The sequence below is a fragment of the Bradyrhizobium sp. LeoA1Lang genome (genome assembly GCF_055413685.1).
In genome coordinates this window covers 1-14,239 of the sequence record NZ_JBVAPG010000189.1, presented here as the reverse complement: position 1 = coordinate 14,239, position 14,239 = coordinate 1, and the positions used below count along the sequence as shown (strand labels likewise).

Below are 14,239 nucleotides of genomic sequence, written 5' to 3'. Positions count from 1 at the left end.
GGCTTACTTCGTGCTCTCCCCGGTGACCGGGCTTTCTTGCCACCGTCATCTCAAGCGCGAACTTGTTCGCGCGAAAAACTTAGCGCCAGCGTCGGGGCGCCAGGACCACACGACTTCGCCGTCCGCGTCACATGCGCTCGTCAGTCGCACGCATCGCGTCCACCGCATCTCACCGCAACGTTCGTGACGATCGCGATCCGCCCCTCATCTTGGGTGAGACGCGCGGAGTTAAATCACTGATTTGCCCGACGGGTTAAGCGATTTATTTCTGCGCGAAGGGCTGGACAGACTTTTGGCTGATTTGCCCGTCGGGTTGATTTGTCGCACCCATTGCCTCCACATCGCCATTGCGAGCGCAGCGAAGCAATCCATAGCGCCACGTGCGGGATTGCTTCGCCGCGCTCGCAATGACGGAGAGGACTACGCCACCCGGCGTGCGGCTCCCACTTGCGTCAGGATTGCGTCCAGGCCCTCGATCATCTCGGCGATCTCGGCCCGCGACGCGTTGAGCGCCGGCATGAAGCGCAGCGCGTCGGGTTGTGGCGAGTTGATCAGCAGGCCTTTCGAGAACGCCTGCGCCACGATCGCGGCGCCGATCGGCAGTTTCAGGTCGAGCGCCAGCAACAGTCCGCGGCCGCGCACTTCGCCGAGCCCGTGCCGGGCCGAGAGCCGCTGCAGCTCGCTTTCCAGGAACAGGCCGGCGTCAGCGACGGACTTCAGGAATTCCGGCTTGGCGACCTGTTCGAGCACGGCAAGCCCCGCGGCGCACATCAGCGGATTGCCGTTGAAGGTGCCGCCCTGGTCGCCGTGCTCGAAGCAGGCCGCATGCTCGGTCGCAAGCAAGGCGGCGAGCGGCACGCCGCCGCCGATGCCCTTGCCGAGCGTCATGATATCGGGCGCAATGCCGGCATGCTCGTAGTGGAAGAGTTTCCCGGTGCGGCCCATGCCGGTCTGGATCTCGTCGACGATCAGCAGCAGGCCGTGCTCGCCGGTCAGCGTGCGCAGCTCCTTCAGGAATTGATCGGTCGCGGGCCAGACGCCGGCCTCGCCCTGGATCGGCTCCAGCATCACGGCGACCGTATTCGATGAAATCAGCTCCTCAACCGACGCGATGTCGTTGAGCTGGGCTTTGCGAAAGCCCGGCACCTTCGGTTCGAACAGCGGTTCGAACGCCTTCTTGCCGGAGGCCGACATGGTCGCGAGCGTGCGGCCGTGAAAGCCACCCTCGAAGGTGATGATCTCGAACGCGCCGTTCTTGTATTTTGTCCCATATTTTCGCGCGAGCTTGATCGCGCCTTCATTGGCTTCCGCGCCGGAATTGGCGAAGAACACCTGGTCGAAGCAGCTCTTCTCGACGAGCGCATTGGCAAGCTTGAGGCTGGGTTCGTTGTAGAAGGCCGGGCTCGGGGTCAACAGACACTTGGCCTGCGCGGCGATCGCTTCGGCGACAGCAGGCGGCGAATGGCCGAGGCAGTTGACCGCCCAACCCTGCACGAAATCGAGATAGCGGCGGCCAGTATCGTCCCAGAGATAGGAGCCTTCGCCGCGGACAAACACGGTCTTCGGGCGCGCGGTGATGTCCATCAGCGCGTCGAACGGATGGAAGGTGTCAGGCATGTCAGGCTCCTTGAATTGCTTGGGATGAAAGGCTGGCGGCAACGCAAGAAGGCCGCACTTTTGAGGGTGCGGCCTTCTCGAAAACCTTAGGCTGAACTAGCTAGTCAGCGCTGGCGTCGGACATGGCGCAACCCATCATCGTCGCGGGTGCGACGACGGAAAGTAGCGCGGCGGATGGTCCGGTTCAGCTTCATGGCGATGGGCCATACAGCGCAAGGGCAGGGAATGTCAAGTCGCGCGCGGCGCCTCTTCGGTGTCCTCCTCGCCCCAATCGGCGTCGGCGATGGACGTGTCGATCAGTTCGCCACGGAGCAGGGCGAGCGGCGATTTGTAGTACAACGCGATGTTGTGGAACGGATCGGTCAGGACCTTCCAGACCCAGATCAGTCCTGTCGGCACGTCCTTGATGATGAAGAGCTGGATCATGCGGGCGAGCCCGCCGGCGATGCCGATCGCGAGCCAGACGGCACCGACGTGACGGATGAAGTCGAGCCTGGTGGCCGGCGGTGAGAACAGGCCGAACAGCGTCGGAAAGACGAACAGCGCGACCGGTGCTAGCCCCCAGACGACCAGCAGCACGATCTTGCGGCTTTGGTTGTAGCCGACCTTGATCGCTTCCTTGTACTCGTTGGAAACCTTGTTCACGTCGTCATAGCCGTTGGGCTCAAAGAAGAAGTGCCCGGTCTGCCTCGTCAACATCGCGAGCCAGCCGACCAGACCGGCCAGGGCCGGATCGGTGAACAGCAGCCCATAGCAGACCAGGAAGATGACGGCGCTGATCAGGTGCAGCGTCTGATTGATGCGGCTCTGGTGGTAGTAGCGGTAATCGTCCCAACGTTGTGTGCGCAGTGTCTTCGAGAAGCGGCTCATCATTCACCTCTTGGATTTGAAGGTGCGCGAGCCATAGGCCGAGTCCGTGAATGGAACGTGACATCTTGAAGTTGTTATAATTATAGATGCCAATCTAAGATTTGCACGCAAAAGCGGCTTCGCAGGATGCGAATTATCAGGCAACGCCATCCCTTGCCGCCGGAGTGGCGGCAGGATTCTCCGAAATTTGAATATCGTTTGGCGGACGTTGAACGAGCATTGAGCTGGATCAAATCGTCCGAACTGGCCGCAACTATCGACGCAGAGACCGCTCAGAATCCGGCGACGCTGCCGTGCAGGTCATATTCGTCAGAGCGTTCGATCTTTGCAGTGACGATCTCGCCGACCTTCAGCGGGCGCCGGCTCGAGAGATAGACCGCACCATCGATCTCCGGCGCATCAGCCTTCGACCGGCCTCGCGCGACGGTCGGGCCGACCTCGTCGATGATGATCTGTTGCCTTGTGCCGACCTTACGCTTCAGCCGGCGCGCGGAGATCTTCTGCTGGCGGGCCATCAGCGCGTTGTAACGCTCCTGCTTGATCTCATCCGGCACGGCGCCGGGGAGCGCGTTGGAGGTGGCGCCTGCAACCGGCTCGTATTTGAAGCAGCCGACGCGGTCGATCTCGGCTTCGTCGAGCCAGTCGAGCAGATAGGCGAAATCGGAATCGGTCTCGCCCGGGAATCCGACGATGAAGGTCGAGCGCAGCGTAAGCTCCGGGCACTGCTCGCGCCATTGCTTGATGCGCGCCAGCGTCTTGTCCTGCGCGGCGGGACGCTTCATGGCTTTCAGGACATCCGGGCTGGCGTGCTGGAAGGGGATGTCGAGATAGGGCAGCACCTTGCCCTCGCTCATCAGGGCGAAGACCTCGTCGACATGCGGGTACGGGTAGACATATTGCAGCCGCACCCAGGCGCCGAGTTCGCCGAGCTCTTTTGCCAGGTCGAAGAATTTGGCGCGGACGGAGCGATCCTGCCACGGGCTCTCGGCATATTTCAGGTCGATGCCATAGGCCGAGGTGTCCTGCGAGATGACCAGCAGTTCCTTGACGCCTGCCTTTACCAGCCGCTCGGCCTCGCGCAGCACGTCGTTGGCAGGCCGCGATACCAGGTCGCCGCGCAGCTTGGGGATGATGCAGAAGGTGCAGCGGTTGTTGCAGCCCTCGGAGATCTTCAGGTAGGCATAATGGCGCGGGGTCAGCTTGACGCCCTGCGGCGGCACCAGGTCGAGATGCGGGTTGTGCATCGGCGGCAGCGCGCGGTGCACGGCGTCCAGCACGCTCTCATATTGCTGCGGACCCGTGATCGAGAGCACGCCCGGATAAGCGCTCTCGATCTGCTCGGGTTCCGCACCCATACAGCCGGTCACGATCACCTTGCCGTTCTCGGCCATGGCCTCGCCGATCGCCGAAAGTGATTCCTGCTTGGCGCTGTCGAGGAAGCCGCAGGTGTTGACGATCACGATATCGGCGCCGTCATGCTTGCGCGCGAGCTCATAGCCCTCGGCCCGCAGCCGCGTGATGATGCGCTCGGAATCCACAAGCGCCTTTGGACATCCAAGCGAAACAAACGAGATTTTTGGCGCGGCCGCCTGTTGCATATCTAAATCTGCCTGATTGATGGGCAGGAGCTAGTCCCAATTGTCCATAATTACAAGGCTTTGAGCTGGCTTCCATCGTGCTATGGATAGTTTTTAGGGAACACGAGTGAACGATGGCTGCCGAGTCGTCTCCGAAAATTGTCATCGTCGACGAAAGCCCGATCCGCGCCGCGATCCTGGAGGAGGGCCTGCGGGAGGCGGGTTATACCAGCGTCGTGCATATCAGCGAGATGCACAGCCTGCTGGCGCGAATCTACGCCGTCGACCCCGACATCATCGTGATCGACCTGGAAAATCCCAGCCGCGACGTGCTGGAACAGATGTTCCAGGTCAGCCGGGCCGTGCGCCGGCCGATCGCCATGTTCGTCGACCAGAGCGATGCCGCCTCGATCCAGGCCTCTGTCGAGGCCGGCGTGTCGGCCTATATCGTCGACGGGTTCAACAAGCAGCGTATCAAGCCGATCCTCGACCTCTGCGTGTCCCGCTTCAATGCCTTCGCGCGACTGCAGGACGAACTGGACCGCACCAAGCACGCGCTGGAAGAGCGCAAGGTGATCGACCGTGCCAAGGGTATCCTGATGAAATTGAAGGGCCTCACCGAAGATGAGGCCTATGTGCTGCTGCGTTCCACGGCGATGCGCGAAAAAAAGAAGATCGGCGAGATCGCGCAGTCGATCCTGACCGCGTCGGAGTTGCTCAAATGACCACACCGCTTCGCATCGGTTTCATTCCGCTGGTCGACGCCGCCGCGCTGATCGTCGCCGCCGACAAGGGTTTTGGCGCCGCCGAGGGGCTCGACATCACCCTGGTGCGGGAGGTGTCGTGGTCGAACGTCCGCGACAAGCTCAATATCGGCCTGTTCGATGCTGCCCATCTGCTGGCGCCGGTCGCGATTGCCTCCAGCCTCGGCCTTGGCCACGTCAAGGTGCCGATCGTGGCGCCCTTCAATCTCGGCCTCAACGGCAACGCGATCACGGTCTCGCCGCCGCTGCATGCTGCGATCATGGAGGAACTCGACGGCGACCGTTTCGACCCGATGGCAACGGCGCTGGCGCTGTCGCGCGTGGTCGCCAAGCGGCGCAAGAGCGGGGCGGAGCCGTTGATCTTCGGCATGACGTTTCCGTTCTCGACCCATAATTATCAACTGCGGTTCTGGATGGCGGCAGGCGGGGTTGATCCGGACGAGGACGTGCGGCTGGTGGTGCTGCCGCCGCCTTACATGGTCGACAGCCTCGCCAACGGCCATGTCGATGCGTTCTGCGTCGGCGCGCCCTGGAACTCGATCGCGGTCGATCTCGGCATCGGCCACATCCTGCATTTCGTTTCCGACATCCTGGTCGCCGCGGTCGAGAAGGTGCTGGCGATCAGGCAGAACTGGGCGGAGAAGAATCCTGACGTCGTCGCAGCGCTGGTGCGGGCGCATCTGCGCGCCGCTGAATTCATCGAGCAGCCGGAAAACCGCGCCGAGGCGGCTGCGATTCTGGCCCAGCCGGAGCGGATCGGCGTCGACGCCGAGGTGATCCAGCGCACGCTCGACGGGCGGCTCAAGATCTCCCCCGACGGCGCCAAGCGCGAAAGCGGTCGCTACCTGTTGGTCGGCCGGCGCGGCGCGGCGCGACCCGACCCGGTGCAGGCCGCGTGGCTCTATGCGCAGATGGTGCGATGGGGGCAGGCGGCCATGAAGCCGGACGCCCTCAAGACGGCCATGGACGTGTTCCGGCCCGACCTCTACGACGCGGCTGTGGGACGTCGTCCGGCGCCCGCCGATGCGCCGCAGCCGATCGGCGCTTTCGCCGGGCCGGCCTTCGATCCCAACGATATTCGGGGGCATCTGGCCGCGTTCAAGATCGGTTACTGGAAGCCGTAAGATTCGTGCTGCGATCGTGGGCAGTTGCCACAGGTCGGCTAAATTTTGAGCGCGCTGCTTGAAAATTCGCAACGCGGCTAGCCTCCGGGCTCCCGGGCGGTTCGGCTAATACACTGAAATAGCGTGATATTGTCTTCGGCGGCGTCTGGCACGCAACTTGAATGTTGCAGTGCGGCCAGCCTGTCGCAGATGCCTGCTGGCTCACGTCCAAGATGGATTTCCGCAGCAACGAAGCTGATCGGACCGTTCCCAGGAATCAAGCAAGGCAGTGCCAGGCTGGTTCCGAGCGGTCGCTTTCCACCGTTGACGCCGCTCGCCGTGGCCGCAGGAGCTTCGTCGCAGACCATGAAAATCGAGCCGCTCTCAGTCGACTTCTCCGACGAGCAGAAACGCTACCTCGAAGGCTTTGCCACCGGCCTGCAGATCAGCCGGGTCGGCCGCGGGCTTGGCGGGGGCGTCGCCAAAGCCAATGCCGAGCCGACCGGTCCGGATGCAGTGCATATCAAGGCGCAAGACAAGGTCATCGCGTCAGGCAAGAAGCTCGTCGACCAGGAAAAATTCAAACGCGACGAGCATCCTTTCGATGCCTATCCGCGCCTGAAGCAACAGGCGCTCGACGACGCGCCGCCGTCGCCTGCCGATAATTTCCGCTGGCGCTATTTCGGCCTGTTCTACGTCGCACCGGCGCAGGATTCCTACATGTGCCGCCTGCGCATTCCAAACGGCATCCTGAAGCACTGGCAGTTTGCGGGGCTGGCCGATCTCGCCGAAGAACTCTGCGGCCCGTACTCCCACGTCACCACGCGCGCGAACTTGCAGGTGCGCGAAATCCCGCCGCAGAACGCGGTGAAACTGATCGAGGGCATCCAGGACCTCGGTCTGTGCTCGCGCGGTTCCGGCGCGGACAATATCCGCAACGTCACGGGCACACCGACCGCGGGCATCGATCCGCAGGAGTTGTTGGATACGCGCGCCTACGCCCGCGAGTGGCACTACCACATCCTCAACGAGCGCTCGCTCTACGGCCTGCCGCGCAAGTTCAACGTCGCCTTCGATGGCGGCGGCCGGATCGCAGTGCTGGAGGAGACCAACGACATCGCCTTCACGGCGGTGGAGGTGAAGGACGGGTTTGGAGCGGAGCGAGGGGTCTGGTTCCGGCTCGGCCTCGGCGGCATCACCGGGCACAGGGATTTTGCAAAATACTCCGACATCATCGTCAAGCCGGAGGAGGCGACGAAAGTGGCGGACGCCATCGTCCGCGTCTTCATCGATCTCGGTGACCGCACCAACCGCAACAAGGCGCGGCTGAAATATGTTCTGGACGGGATCGGTCACGACCAGTTCCTGAAGCTGGTCGAGGAGCGGCTGACGAAACCCTTCACCCGCGTGCCGACTGAGGCGCTGGCGCCGCGGCCTTTGACGGACCGCATGGCGCATATCGGTGTGCACAAGCAGAAGCAGGAGGGGCTGAACTGGATCGGCGTGTCGCTGCCGCTCGGCAAGGTCACTTGCGAGCAGATGCGTGGATTGGCCAAGATCGCGCGCGATATCGGCGACGGCGAGATCCGCCTGACCGTCTGGCAAAACCTGCTGATATCAGGCGTGCGCGACGAGAATATTGAACTCGCGATCGCTGCGATCAAGACGATCGGGCTCGCGGTCGAGGCCTCGCACATCCGCGCCGGGCTGATTGCTTGTACCGGCAATGCCGGCTGCCGCTTTGCCGCCTCGAATACCAAGCGCCACGCCGCCGAGATCGGCGACTGGTGCGAGCCGCGCGTTGCCATGGACAAGCCGGTCAACATCCATGTCACCGGATGCCATCATTCCTGCGCGCAGCACTACATCAGCGACATCGGCCTGATCGCGGCGAAGGTGGACGTCGGCGAGGATGCCGATCCGGTCGAGGGCTATCATCTCTTCACCGGCGGTGGCTTCGGCCCGGATGCCGATGTCGGGCAGGAGGTCTATCACGACCTCAAGGCGGAAGACGCGCCGAAGACGATCGAGAAGCTGCTGAAAGCCTATCTCGCGCATCGTTCATCTGCTGACGAACCCTTCCTTTCCTTCGCGCGCCGCCATGACGGCGAGACGCTGCGCAAGCTCGCCGAGGCATCCGCATGAACCAGATCACGCCTCCACCGAAGCTCGACATCATCCCCGCCAGCGCGCCGTTCTCCGAAGCGCAGCGCTCCTGGCTCAACGGCTTCTTTGCCGGACTGTTGTCGCCCGACGCTGCGACGCCATTGCCGGCGGAGTACGGCGCGGCTGTCGTGCAGGGGGCAACCGGCGATGGCGATGACGGCGAAGCGCCGTGGCATGACCAGACCATGCCGATCGCCGAGCGCATGAAGCTCGCCGAGGGCCGGCCGCTGCGGCGGCGCATGATGGCGGCGATGGCGCAGCAGGACTGCGGGCAGTGCGGCTATAACTGCCACGACTATTCCGAGGCCATCGCGGGCAAGAGCGAAGCGCGGCTCAACCTCTGCGTCCCCGGCGGCAAGGACACCGCGCGGATGCTGAAGTCGCTGTATGAAGAGCTCGACAAGGCGCCATCAGCACCGTCTGCACCAGCGGCCGTGACTGCGAACGCGACGCCTGCCGGCGAGCCCGGGCGCTCGCGCGACAATCCGGTGCCGGCAAAGTTTGTCTCGCGCCGTCTCCTCAACAAGCCCGGCTCCGAGAAGGAGACATGGCATATCGAGTTCGATCTCTCCGGCTGCGGGATCGACTATGTCGTAGGCGATTCCTTCGGCATTTTTGCCAAGAACGATCTCGGCCTGGTCGACCAGATTATCGCGCTGCTCGGCGCCTCGCATGTGACTGAAGTCCGTGGCAAGACGCTGCGTGAGGTACTGCTCAACGACGTCTCGCTGTCGCCGGCGCCGGACTCCCTGTTTGAACTGATCACCTATCTGACCGGCGGCGCGCAGCGCGAGAAGGCGCGAGCGCTGGCGCAAGGCGAGGATCCCGACGGCGATGCCGCGACGCTCGACGTGATGGCGGTGCTGCAGAAATTCCCGAAGGTACGGCCGCATCCGGAAGCTTTCGTCGAGGCGCTGGAGCCGCTGCAGCCGCGGCTCTATTCGATCTCCTCATCGCACAACGCGACGCCCGGAAAATTGTCGCTGACGGTCGACTGCGTGCGTTACATCATCAACAAGCGCAAGCGGCTTGGGCTTGCCTCGACGTTCCTGGCCGAACGCATCAATCCCGGCGACGCGCTTGATGTCTATGTGCAGAAGGCGCACGGATTCGCGCTGCCGCAGGATCCGAAGACGCCGATCATCATGATCGGGCCGGGCACCGGCATCGCGCCGTTCCGGGCCTTCCTGCTCGACCGCCGCGCCACCGGCGCGCAGGGGAAGAACTGGCTGTTCTTCGGCCATCAGCGCAGCGACTGCGATTTCTTCTATGCTGATGAACTCAATGCGATGAAGACGGCGGGCCTGCTCACGCGGCTGTCGCTCGCCTGGTCGCGCGACGGCGAGAAGAAGTTCTATGTGCAGGACCGCATGCGCGAGGTCGGCCGCGAACTGTGGACCTGGCTCGCGGAAGGCGGGCATGTCTATGTCTGCGGCGACGCCAAGCGCATGGCCAAGGATGTCGAGCGCGCGCTGGTCGATATCGTCGCCCAGTTCGGCGCCCGCTCGGTGGATGAGGCGATCGCCTTCGTCGCCGACCTCAAGAAGAAGAGCAGATTCCAGCTCGACGTCTATTGATCACGAAATCCGGCGCAAATTCGAACGAATAATATTCTTCACGTGAAGCTGGCCGGAGAAGTATTCCCCTCGAAGGAACCGGCCGGCAGCGCCGGTATCACTATTTTGGGGGCCGTCTTGCGTCGGAGCGCGAACGATATTCCATATGCGGCGGATGTCGCACTGGAGATCGACGATGCGCGAACTATCGGCGGAAGCCCGCCTGCATCTTTACGCGCGCAGCCTGTCGCGGAAATCGGGAACAGGATTCCATACGATTGCGCTCTACAGCGCATTCGCCGTCATCGCGGCGATCGTATTCGGCACGCTCTCCGTCCATCCGTTCTAAGAACATTGCTTGGCTCGATCGTCTCCGGCCGTCATTGCGAGGAGCGATAGCGACGAAGCAATCCATGCCTCCGCAAGTGGTGAGATGGATTGCTTCGCTTGCGCTCGCAATGACGGGGGAGGGCGGGCTGGCCCTTCAGCGGACTATCAATGCGCCGTCTTGAACGGCGCGACTGCGATCCCGGCATCCTTCAAGGCCTGCCGTACGCCGCGCGCGATTTCGACCGCGCCGGGCGTGTCGCCGTGGATGCAGACCGTATCGGTCCGCATCTTGATCACCTTGCCTGACACCGAGACCACCGCGCCGTCCTGCACCATCCGCACCACGCGATCGGCGATCGCCTTGGGATCGTGCAGCACCGCGCCCGGTTTCTTGCGCGAGACCAAATTGCCGTCGTCCTCATAGGCGCGGTCGGCGAACACTTCATGCGCCAGGCGGAGATTGGCCTCCTCGCCGGCGCGCACCAGTTTCGAGTTGGCGAGCACGACGAAGATCAGGCTCGGATCGACTGCCTTGATTGCGCTCGCGATCGCTTTCGCCGTCATGTCGTCCTCGCACGCGACGTTGGAGAGCGCGCCATGCGCCTTCACGTGGGTGACCTTGTGGCCGGCCGCGGTCGCGATCGCCTGCAGCGCGCCGATCTGGTAGGCGACCAGGTTCTCGATCTCGGATGATTTCAGGCCGGGAACCGGGCGGCGGCCGAAGCCATGCAGGTCGCGGTAGCCAGGATGCGCGCCGATGCTCACCCCGCGCGCCTTTGCCAGATCCACGGTGCGGCGCATGATGTCGGCGTCGCCGGCATGGTAGCCGCAGGCGATGTTGACGGAGGTCGCGAGCTCGATCATCGCGGCGTCATTGCCCATCTCCCATGGGCCGAAGCTTTCGCCGAGATCGCAGTTGAGGTCGATGGTAGCAGTCATGGTGCTTGTCCCGCTTTGCGTGGGTGGCTTTTGGCTAGCTAGTCGCTGATTCCGCGACCTGCCATGTCGCGGCGTCGACGGCGTTGACGGCGTGGCCTGCGACATTGGCCGCGCTCAGGGCTTCGAGGTTGAGATCAAGGCTTTCGAGCGGGCGCAGCCGGTCGGGCAGGGTACGGAGCAGTTCGGCGAATTTTCGCGCCTCGGCTTGCGCCTCAGCCATCGTGACCGCCTTGAACCGGAACGAGTGTCCGGCCGAAATCTGGGCGAAGCGGCCGAAATCAGCAGAGATGACGGTCGCGATCTTGGGATAGCCGCCGCTGGTGCCACGGTCCGGCATCAGCACGATCGGCTGGCCGTTGCCGGGCACCTGGATGCTGCCGTTCACGGTGCCATCGGAGACGATGTTGTGGCCGTGCAGATGCTTGATCACCGGGCCCTCGAGCCGGTAGCCCATGCGGTCGCTGGTCGCGGAAATCGTCCATTCGCTGTCGAGGAACAGTTTTTTGTTGTCCTCGGAGAATTCGTCGTCCTGCGGACCGAACAGGATGCGGATCGGCGCCTCCGGCTGTTCGGGCAACTCGATCCGCCGCTCGGCCGCGCCGCTGGCGCGTTGCACCTGCAGTTCGTCGCCGTTCTGGAGCGGGCGCGGGTAGGGGCTGCCGAGGCCTGCGCGCGCGTTCACGGCGAGGCTGCCGAACATCGGTTCCCCCGCAATGCCGCCCTCGATCGCGAGGTAGCTGAACGCGCCGCCCCTGGCAAAGCCGAGCGTCAATGTCTCGCCGTCGGCAATGGTCGCCGAGGTATCGAAGGTCACGGTTCGTCCAGCGATATCAGCGCTGCGCGAGGCGCCCGAGAGCGCAATGCGCACCGCGCCGCAGCGCGCGGTGAAGCTAGCGCCGAACGGACCGATCTCCACGGCAGCGGCGAACGGCTCATTGCCGACCAGCGTGTTCGCGGCCGCCAGAGCGAGCCGATCCATCGCACCGCTCGGCGTCAGCCCATAGCGCTGCGAGCCGGGACGGCCGCCGTCCTGCACGGAACTCGCCGGACCGATCGAGGAGATGATGAGCTTGCTCATGCGGCGACCAGTTCGGCGACGAATTCGCCGGCTTCCGCGGCGCGGTCCTGCTCGGCGAAAGTCTTGGCGTCGACCGGCGTGAAGCTGACGGTGTCGCCCGGCTCGAGCAGGAAGATCGGATCGCGGTGAAGCTGATAGGTGCGGACCGCGGTGCGGCCGAGCAGGTGCCAGCCGCTGGGTCCGGCGATGCATTGGATCCCGGTCTGCACGCCGCCGGTCGAGATCGTGCCGGCCGGCGTCAGCACCCGTGGATTCTGGCGACGCGGCATGTGCAGGAACTTGTCCAGGCCGCTGAGATAGGACCAGCCGGGGGTGAAGCCGATCATGGCGACGCGGTAGTCGCCGGCGACATGGCGCCTGACGATTTCGTCGGGCGTGGTGTTGAGGGCCTTGGCGACGTCATCAAGGTCGATGCCATGTTCGCCGCCATAGGCCACGGGGATGCGCCAGCGCCGGGTTCTGGCGGCAGCCGGATCGGGGCGCTGCGCCAGCGTGAGCAGTTGTTCCCCGAGCGCTTCGAAGCCGATCTGCAGGGGATCATAGTGCACAAGCAGCGAACGATAGGTCGGAACGGTCTCGGTCACGCCGGCGATCGGCGCCACGGCAAGGGTGCGGTCGAGCGCCAGCACCCGCCGATTGGCGGCGTCATCGATATCGCGGCTGAATTCCACCGTGATGGCGCTGTCGCCACTCGGCAGAAGACGGGGTGGGGCTTCGCGGGCGGCCATGTCATCATTGCTCATCGAGCATCAAGCTAGCGTGTTTTGCTGCGCAGTGGAATTCGGCCTGTGAAAAATCACCAAGCAACTTCAATAAATTAAACCGCAGGCCGGCGATAAGATAGCGTAATCGGTGATTTGCATTCTCGCCCTTGACGGGAGTGCCGCGGCTCGCAAGATGCGCGCGCTAACTCATTCCCACCGGAGCCGATCTTTCAAGATGTCCCTCACTGCAGAAGCGATCGCGACGCTGTCGCACGTGTCCACCGCCACCATCACCACGGTCCTGCTCAAGAAGGGGCTGCGTAACGTCTGGATGCGCGGGACCAAGCCGCTCAAGCCGGGCCAGAAACGGCTGGTCGGATCGGCCTTCACGCTGCGCTTCGTGCCGGCGCGCGAGGACCTGGCGACGCCGGAATCCTGGTCGTCGCCGATCTCGACCCGCACTGCGATCGAGGCCATGCCGGAAGGCTGCATCGCCGTGGTCGACGCCATGGGCGTCAGTGACGCCGGAATCTTCGGCGACATTCTCTGTGCGCGAATGGTGAAGCGTGGCGTGAGCGCGCTGATCACCGACGGCGTGGTGCGCGACCTCGAAGGCGTGCTCGGCACGGGACTGCCGGTGTGGTGCAACGGTTTTGCCGCGCCGCCGTCGGTCGCGGGCCTGACTTTCGTCGGCTGGGGCGAGCCGATCGGCTGCGGCGGCGTGGCGGTGTTCCCGAACGATGTGGTAGTCGCCGACCAGGACGGCGCGGTGCTGATCCCGCAGGCCTTCATCGACCAGGTGCTGGCCGAAGGGCCGGAGCAGGAACGGATGGAAGCCTGGATCGTCAATGAGGTGAACAATGGCGTGCCACTGCCGGGCCTCTATCCGATGAATGCCGAAACCAAGGCGCGCTACGCCGCAAGCAAGAAGTAACATCAAAAGAGCGAGGTAAGCCCATGGAAATCCATATCGCTGGCACGCGGCCGACCCGTCGCGGGCCGGCCGAATATTTCACCGGCACGGTGCTGCAGGATCCCGTCATCATGGCGCCCGCGCCGGCGCGGCTGAACTCGTCGCGCGTCTCCTTTGAGCCGGGCGCACGCACGGCTTGGCACACCCATCCGCTCGGGCAGACACTCTATGTGATCTCCGGCATCGGCCGGGTCCAGGCCGAGGGCGGTCCAATCAGGGAGATCAGGCCGGGCGACGTGGTCTGGATTCCGCCGAACGAGAAGCATTGGCATGGCGCTTCGCCAACCAACGCCATGACACACATCGCGATGCAGGAAGCGCTCGACGGCGTCTATTCGAACTGGATGGAGCACGTCAGCGACGAGCAATACAACGCGAAGGTCGGCTAGTTTCCAAGGACGCCGGGTGGAGCGGAAGCGTAACCCGGGACAGGTGGTGAACTGCACCCCTGTAGTGAGACAGGATAATCAGGGACAGGAGCCCGGCGCTTGAGGCGGCAGGGCGGGTTGATGGGTTAGGGCCAGGTTGCGGGGCTGCTGCGCAGCAGCCCCGCAACCTGGTA

General features: G+C 63.9%; 14 protein-coding genes. 8 read left to right on the top strand and 6 right to left on the bottom strand.

From position 1 onward, the window contains the following. Nucleotides 1–187 (top strand): hypothetical protein (locus tag ACZYOF_RS37250; RefSeq protein ID WP_463718886.1); only part of this gene is annotated, 187 nt, incomplete at its 5' end. 233 nt (nucleotides 188–420) lie between these two features. On the opposite strand, the gene ACZYOF_RS37245 is transcribed toward ACZYOF_RS37250, so the two are convergent. The 3 genes from ACZYOF_RS37245 to rimO all read right to left on the bottom strand — a co-directional run bounded on the left by ACZYOF_RS37245 (nucleotide 421) and on the right by rimO (nucleotide 4,085). Then, entirely contained in the window at nucleotides 421–1,617 is a 1,197-nt protein-coding gene (locus ACZYOF_RS37245; protein WP_463718885.1) for an acetylornithine transaminase, read from the bottom strand. Nucleotides 1,618–1,845: 228 nt separating this feature from the next. After that, the gene (locus ACZYOF_RS37240; RefSeq protein WP_463718884.1) at nucleotides 1,846–2,487 is read right to left on the bottom strand and encodes a hypothetical protein; all 642 of its coding nucleotides are present in this window, start codon (nucleotides 2,485–2,487) and stop codon (nucleotides 1,846–1,848) included. 272 nt (nucleotides 2,488–2,759) lie between these two features. Then, nucleotides 2,760–4,085: a 30S ribosomal protein S12 methylthiotransferase RimO gene (gene rimO / locus ACZYOF_RS37235; RefSeq protein WP_463718883.1), complete on the bottom strand. Its 1,326-nt coding sequence runs from the start codon at nucleotides 4,083–4,085 to the stop codon at nucleotides 2,760–2,762. A gap of 113 nt (nucleotides 4,086–4,198) precedes the next feature. On the opposite strand from rimO, the gene ACZYOF_RS37230 reads away from it, so the two are divergent. The 5 genes from ACZYOF_RS37230 to ACZYOF_RS37210 all read left to right on the top strand — a co-directional run bounded on the left by ACZYOF_RS37230 (nucleotide 4,199) and on the right by ACZYOF_RS37210 (nucleotide 10,002). Then, a complete protein-coding gene (locus ACZYOF_RS37230; RefSeq protein WP_027578578.1) occupies nucleotides 4,199–4,789 on the top strand; it encodes an ANTAR domain-containing response regulator in 591 nt (196 codons plus the stop codon). Beyond that, the gene (locus tag ACZYOF_RS37225; protein ID WP_463718882.1) at nucleotides 4,786–5,952 is read left to right on the top strand and encodes a CmpA/NrtA family ABC transporter substrate-binding protein; all 1,167 of its coding nucleotides are present in this window, start codon (nucleotides 4,786–4,788) and stop codon (nucleotides 5,950–5,952) included. The genes ACZYOF_RS37230 and ACZYOF_RS37225 overlap by 4 nt, the downstream gene beginning before the upstream one ends. Before the next feature lie 345 nt (nucleotides 5,953–6,297). Next, complete coding sequence (locus ACZYOF_RS37220) at nucleotides 6,298–8,076, top strand: NirA family protein (RefSeq protein ID WP_463718881.1); 1,779 nt, start codon at nucleotides 6,298–6,300, stop codon at nucleotides 8,074–8,076. Continuing rightward, nucleotides 8,073–9,674 carry a sulfite reductase subunit alpha gene (locus tag ACZYOF_RS37215; protein WP_463718880.1) on the top strand — a complete coding sequence of 534 codons (1,602 nt, stop codon included), beginning with the start codon at nucleotides 8,073–8,075 and terminating at the stop codon, nucleotides 9,672–9,674. Before ACZYOF_RS37220 ends, ACZYOF_RS37215 begins: the two co-directional genes overlap by 4 nt. A gap of 175 nt (nucleotides 9,675–9,849) precedes the next feature. Next, nucleotides 9,850–10,002, top strand: coding sequence for a hypothetical protein (locus tag ACZYOF_RS37210; protein ID WP_165421481.1), 153 nt, complete (start codon nucleotides 9,850–9,852; stop codon nucleotides 10,000–10,002). A 146-nt stretch (nucleotides 10,003–10,148) separates the two neighbouring features. Here the strand turns inward: ACZYOF_RS37210 and ACZYOF_RS37205 are convergent, their stop codons facing one another. Genes ACZYOF_RS37205 through pxpB form a run of 3 tightly spaced genes read right to left on the bottom strand, consistent with a single transcriptional unit; the run spans nucleotide 10,149 to nucleotide 12,728 of the window. Continuing rightward, on the bottom strand, nucleotides 10,149–10,922 hold the full coding sequence (locus ACZYOF_RS37205; protein ID WP_282531152.1) for a LamB/YcsF family protein: 774 nt from the start codon (nucleotides 10,920–10,922) through the stop codon (nucleotides 10,149–10,151). Nucleotides 10,923–10,956: 34 nt separating this feature from the next. Continuing rightward, entirely contained in the window at nucleotides 10,957–12,000 is a 1,044-nt protein-coding gene (locus tag ACZYOF_RS37200; protein ID WP_282531153.1) for a 5-oxoprolinase subunit C family protein, read from the bottom strand. Next, entirely contained in the window at nucleotides 11,997–12,728 is a 732-nt protein-coding gene (gene pxpB / locus ACZYOF_RS37195; protein ID WP_463718887.1) for a 5-oxoprolinase subunit PxpB, read from the bottom strand. The genes ACZYOF_RS37200 and pxpB overlap by 4 nt, the downstream gene beginning before the upstream one ends. A gap of 211 nt (nucleotides 12,729–12,939) precedes the next feature. On the opposite strand from pxpB, the gene ACZYOF_RS37190 reads away from it, so the two are divergent. Together ACZYOF_RS37190 and ACZYOF_RS37185 are read left to right on the top strand one after the other, a co-directional pair. After that, entirely contained in the window at nucleotides 12,940–13,638 is a 699-nt protein-coding gene (locus ACZYOF_RS37190; RefSeq protein WP_463718879.1) for a ribonuclease activity regulator RraA, read from the top strand. 23 nt (nucleotides 13,639–13,661) lie between these two features. Further along, on the top strand, nucleotides 13,662–14,066 hold the full coding sequence (locus tag ACZYOF_RS37185) for a (R)-mandelonitrile lyase (protein ID WP_463718878.1): 405 nt from the start codon (nucleotides 13,662–13,664) through the stop codon (nucleotides 14,064–14,066). The last annotated feature ends 173 nt before the right edge of the window (nucleotides 14,067–14,239 follow it).